The organism is Streptomyces sp. SID1328, assembly GCF_009865595.1.
In the GTDB taxonomy this organism is placed as follows: Bacteria; Actinomycetota; Actinomycetes; order Streptomycetales; family Streptomycetaceae; genus Streptomyces; species Streptomyces griseoluteus.
On sequence record NZ_WWKH01000149.1, the window covers coordinates 1 to 5,429 of the forward strand.

General features: G+C 70.0%; 5 protein-coding genes. All 5 read right to left on the reverse strand.

Annotated features, from left to right (window positions below):
* The coding region (locus GT030_RS04640; RefSeq protein ID WP_346009566.1) for an ATP/GTP-binding protein at positions 1 to 317 on the reverse strand (317 nt) is incomplete at its 3' end.
* Positions 298 to 870: a DUF742 domain-containing protein gene (locus tag GT030_RS04645; RefSeq protein WP_135784266.1), complete on the reverse strand. Its 573-nt coding sequence runs from the start codon at positions 868 to 870 to the stop codon at positions 298 to 300. The genes GT030_RS04645 and GT030_RS04640, both read right to left, overlap by 20 nt.
* 93 nt (positions 871 to 963) lie before the next feature.
* Positions 964 to 1,377 carry a roadblock/LC7 domain-containing protein gene (locus tag GT030_RS04650; protein ID WP_005479603.1) on the reverse strand — a complete coding sequence of 138 codons (414 nt, stop codon included), beginning with the start codon at positions 1,375 to 1,377 and terminating at the stop codon, positions 964 to 966.
* Positions 1,378 to 1,387: 10 nt separating this feature from the next.
* Positions 1,388 to 4,762, reverse strand: coding sequence for a nitrate- and nitrite sensing domain-containing protein (locus tag GT030_RS04655; protein WP_161199968.1), 3,375 nt, complete (start codon positions 4,760 to 4,762; stop codon positions 1,388 to 1,390).
* A 367-nt stretch (positions 4,763 to 5,129) separates the two neighbouring features.
* The coding region (locus GT030_RS04660) for an ATP/GTP-binding protein (RefSeq protein WP_202459685.1) at positions 5,130 to 5,429 on the reverse strand (300 nt) is incomplete at its 5' end.

A 5,429-nucleotide genomic window follows, 5' to 3' on the forward strand; every position in this document is an offset into this window, starting at 1 on the left:
GCGCCGCGCACCAGGTCGTCCCACATGAACCAGAAGCGGTCCTGACCGGGCGTACCGAAGAGGTACAGGATCAGGTCCTGGTCCAGGGTGATACGGCCGAAGTCCATGGCCACCGTGGTGGTGGTCTTGTCCCCGGTGTGGGTGAGGTCGTCGATGCCCGCCGACGCGGACGTCATGACGGCCTCGGTACGCAGCGGGTTGATCTCCGAGACGGCGCCCACGAACGTGGTCTTGCCCACGCCGAAGCCGCCCGCCACCACGATCTTCGCGGAGGTGGTGGAGCGGGAAGGACCGCCGCTAGAGCTTGCGAAGTCCACTGAGCACCCTTTCGAGCAGTGTCACGTCTGGCTGGCCGCCGGCGTTCTCGTCGCCGCCGGGCTGATGGATGGCGACCAGGCCCGCCTCCGCCAAGTCGGCGACGAGAATCCTGGCCACGCCGAGGGGGATGGTCAGCAGGGCCGAGATCTCGGCCACCGACTTGATCTCCCGGCACAGGTTGCAGATCCGCTGATGCTCGGGCAACTGGCCCTGCATCTGATGCGGCGCTGCGGTGGTGTGCACCAGCGCCTCGATGGCGAGCTGGTAGCGCGGGCGGGTCCGGCCGCCGGTCATGGCGTACGGACGCACCAAGGGATTGCTGGCGCCGGACGGGGCCGCCGCGGGCTCCTGGCGACGCGGCGGCTGTACCGGCTGGATGCGCGGGGCCGAGGGCTGGTCGTACGGCGAAGGGCCGGGGCCCTGCGGTGCGTACGGCTGCCGGTGGTCGGGGACGGAGGGGTAGTCGTACCCGTTCGCCGAGCCGCCGTCCTGTCCCTGCGCGGGACCGTACGACCAGTTGCCCGAAGACGGACCGCCTGGGGGTGTTGCCACTTTCTCCTCCTCCGACTGTGCCGGGCACCATCGCTGTGGAGCCGCGTCCCAAGACCTTACGGCCCCAGGACGCGAACGCGCACCGTCCGCTTGTTAGTTGAGAAGGCTGCCCTGGAGTTCCGCCCGGAGATCCGGGGTCAGGACCGTGCCCGCCCGGTCCACCAGAAGGGCCATCTCGTACCCGATGAGGCCGATGTCCGCCTCCGGGTGGGCCAGGACCGCCAGCGACGAACCGTCGGATACGGACATGATGAAGAGGAATCCCCGCTCCATCTCCACAACCGTCTGGTTCACGCTGCCCCCCTCGAAGATGCGGGAGGCGCCTGCCGTCAGGGACGTCAGACCGGATGCGACGGCCGCGAGCTGGTCGGCGCGGTCGCGGGGGAAGCCTTCGGACATCGCCAGAAGGAGTCCGTCGGCGGAGACCACCACGGTGTGGGACACACCCGGAGTGTTGTCCACGAAGTTGGTGATCAACCAGTTAAGGTTCTGTGCCGCCTGGCTCATCGGGCTCACACTAACGCTCCTGGTCGTAGGTGCTGTCAGGACCACCGTGCTGATTGGTGGTGGCCTGGCCGTTCGTTTCACTGCCTGCGCTGCGTCCGCGCTGGACGCCCCGACGCAGGTTGCTCAGCCTGCCCCGGACATCCTCCGGGGCGCGGGAGACCTGTGGGCCCCCCTGAGGGGTGCTCTCGGCGGTGCCTTCGACCAGGTTGGCCTTGGGTACCCGCCGCGGCAGGCCGGAGGACGTGACCCCGCCCGCCTTGGGCTTGCGAAGCTGCGAGGCCTGCTGCCAGCGCTCGTCGTTCGCCGAACGCCAGTCGTCGGTGCCGCCGCCTGCGGGGGCCGGGGCCTCCTGGCGGCCGAGCGACGCGCCGTTCGCGCCGACGGAGCCGTTCAGTCCACCCGAACCGTTCAGTCCGTTCGAACCGTTCGCTCCGTTCGGACCGTGCAGCCCGTTCGCGGCGAGGCCGCTGGAACCCAGTCCGCCCGAACCGTTCACGTTCAGGCCGCCGGAGTTGCCCTGCGGGGCCGAGCCGCCGGCGCCACCGCGACGGGGCAGACCCGCGTTGGTCACACCGCCCGCGGCCGGACCGCCCGGCGCCGGACGCTCGAAGCCTCCGTGCCCGCCGTGGCCGTTCGAGCCCAGGCCACCGGGGTCGGCGGTCTGCGCCGGCTCCGACTCCGCAGCGTACTGGGCCGGGTAGCCGTTCTGGAAACCGTTCTGCTGGGGCCAGTCGTCCTGGAAGGACTGCTGCTGCCCGTCGTACGAGCCGCCGAAGGCGTCACCGGCGGGCGCGTTCTGGCCCTGCTGGGGGTAACCGGACTGCGGGTAGCCGCCGTCCTGCCCGAAGTACTGCTCGTCGTAGGCAGGCTGCTGCTGCTCCTGGTAGGCCTGCTGCTCCGGATAGGCGTCAGCCTGGGGCTGCCGCTGCTCGGGGAAGCCCGAGCCGTTCTCCGGGTAGCCGCCGGGCGCCTGGTCGAAGCCGTCCTGGTAGCCGGGCCGGCCGCCCTCGACGCCGTCCCGCGAGCCGTGCTGGGCCTCCAGCGCCGCCCGGCGCTCCTCGCGCTCCAGGGAACGGCCGACCGGGTCCAGACCGCGGATGTCGTCGGGCACCTCGGTGTAGCGGCTGTCGTCGAAGCCCAGCTCCGCCGCCGTGCGCATCGGCTGTGCCTGCGCCTGCGGCTGCGGGTTGAAGCTCTCGCCGGCGAACTGCTGCTCCGGGATGATCTGCGAGACCGTGAACTCCTCGCGCTCGAGCTGCGTCTCGCCGCCACCACCGTGGGTGATCGCGTCCGGGAGCATGACCAGGGAGGTCGTACCGGCCTGCTCGCCCGAGGGGCGGAGCTGGACGCGGATGCCGTGCCGGTCGGACAGCCGGCCGACCACGAACAGACCCATGCGCTGGGAGATCGCGGCGTCCACGGTCGGCGGGTTGGCCAGCTTGTGGTTGATGTCCGCGAAGTCCTCGGCGGTGAGGCCGATGCCCTTGTCGTGGATCTCGATCATCACACGGCCGTCGGGGAGACGGGTCGCGGTGACGCGGACCTTGGTCTGCGGGGAGGAGAACGTGGTGGCGTTCTCCAGCAGCTCGGCGAGCAGGTGCACGAGGTCGGTGACCGCGCGGCCGTGGATCTCGGCCTCCGGCACGCCGGACAGCTCGATGCGCTCGTACTGCTCCACCTCGGAGGAGGCGGCGCGCAGCACGTCGACCAGCGGGACCGGCTGGTCCCAGCGGCGGCCGGGCTCCTCGCCGGCGAGGACCAGCAGGTTCTCGCCGTTGCGGCGCATACGGGTGGCCAGGTGGTCCAGCTTGAAGAGGTTCTCGAGCTGGTCCGGGTCGGCCTCGTTGTTCTCCAGGTCGGTGATGAGGGTCAACTGGCCCTCGATCAGCGACTGGTTGCGGCGCGACAGGTTGGTGAAGATCGCGTTGATGTTGCCCCGGAGCAGCGCCTGCTCGGAGGCGAGCCGCACCGCCTCGCGGTGGACCTGGTCGAAGGCGCGGGCGACCTCGCCGATCTCGTCCTTGGTGTGGATCGGGATCGGGGCGACCCGGGTGTCGACCCGGCCGGGGTCGGTACGGGAGAGCTGGTCGACCAGCATCGGCAGGCGCTGCTCGGCGATGCCGAAGGCGGCGTTGCGGAGCTGGCGCATCGCGCGGCTCATCTGGCGGGCGACCGTACCGGCCAGGATGAAGGCCAGCAGCAGGACCAGGACGACGGCGACACCGGTGATGATCGCGGAGGTCTTGGCGTCGTCGGCGATGCCGGACGCCTCGCTCACCGCCCGGTCGGCCATGTCCGACTCGATGGACCGGTAGGCCTTGAACTTCAGCGTGTTGACCGCCCACCAGTTGGCGGGGGTGATGCCCTGCACCGCGAGCTGCTGACGCTCCACCGGGTCGGTCGAGTTCAGCTGGGCCAGCGCCACGACCATCTTCTGCGGGTCGGACGGGGGCGCCTTGTACGAGGGGTCCTTCCCCTTGGCCTCGGCGGCCATCGCGGCACCCTGGGTCTGGATGTCCCGCTTCTCCTGCTCCAGCCGGTCCGCGTCGGCCTGGGTGCCACCGCCGAGGTACTCCTCGACCGCGATGCCCTCCAAGTAGGCGTAGGAGGAGAGGGCCACGCGCTGGCTCGCCAGGTTCGGCGCGTCCGGACCGGGCTTGACCAGCATGTGCATGCCGATCGAGCGCTCCAGCGACAGTGCGGCCTTGGTCAGCGAGATGGCGTAGACGGTACGTCCGTAGGACGTGATGTTTCCGGTGCCCAGGCCCAGCTCGTTGGCGAACTCCATGAGCGGGTGGGCGATCTTGACGTAGCCCTCCTCGGTCTGGACGCCGGTGAACTTCGGGCCGTAGGCGCCCGCGCGCAGCGTCTGGAGGAAGGGCTCGGTCTCGCGGAACAGCTTGAGGCGGCGCTCCAGACCGGGCTTGGCCGGCATGTTCTGGGCGGCCCGGCTGAAGGCGGCGGCGGCCTGGTCGGTGTTCTTGCGGGCCGCGTCGACCGTGGCCTTGTCCTGGGCCGTGGCCGCCTTGCCCTTGAGCAGGGGAGCGGCGCTGAGGTCACGCTCGTTGTACAGCGCGTCGGCGTAGGACAGGGAGGTCTGCACCAGGATCGCGGTGTTCTCCGCGTCCTGGGCGTCCTGCCAGGTGTCGATCGAGTTCTTCACCTGGAAGCCGCCCATGACGAGGGCGACCAGCACAGGTATGAGCAGGATCGCGTTCAGCCTGGTCGGCACACGCCAGTTGCGCGGGGAGAAGCGGCCCCCGCTGGACGCGGGAGCGGCCTCCGGCTCCGGTCCGGCCACCACGGGGGTGGGCGCCGCAGCGCGCGGCGGCGGGGTGAAGTTGCCCCGTGCCGACGGCTCGGGACCGTTCTTGCTTCGCCTCACTCGACCAACAACCTCTCGGCGGGTCGGCACCTGTCGTGCCGCAGTCTCTCAGAGCCCGGTTCCTCTTCGACCACTCAGTACGTCTTTGACCCCTGGGCAGTTCAGGCATTCCAGCATGCCGACCTGGGCAGTAACAAACGGGGGCGACGCCGTTGTAAGCAGCAGATAAAACGGGTCATTACCGAGCGAGCCCCGCAAATGGCAAGGGCTTTGTGAGCGCAGCGGCATCGGGCGACCGCGTCGCGTGGCGAACTGCGGGATTTCCTCTGCCGAACTGTTATGAACACCGGAGCCGGCCGTGTCAAAGGCCACAGCCGGCTCCGGGTGTGCTACGACAACTGCCTTACGGCAGATCGCACTTGAGGCGCTACCGCAGACGGGCCATCAGGGCGTGCTCGACCAGGGTGATCAGCGCGCTCTTCGCGTCCGAGCGGTGCCGGGCGTCGGTGGTGATGATCGGGGCGTCGGGCCCGATCTGCAGGGCCTCGCGGACCTCGTCCGGGTTGTACGGCTGCTGACCGTCGAAGCCGTTGAGGGCGACGACGAACGGCAGACCCGAGTTCTCGAAGTAGTCCACGGCCGGGAAGCAGTCCGCGAGCCGGCGGGTGTCCACGAGCACCACCGCGCCGATGGCGCCGCGCACCAGGTCGTCCCACATGAACCAGAA

Coding starts and splice junctions, on each gene's coding strand:
- GT030_RS04650 (WP_005479603.1), bottom strand. CDS start 1,377: ATGAGCCAGGCGGCACAGAACCTTAACTGGTTGATCACCAACTTCGTG.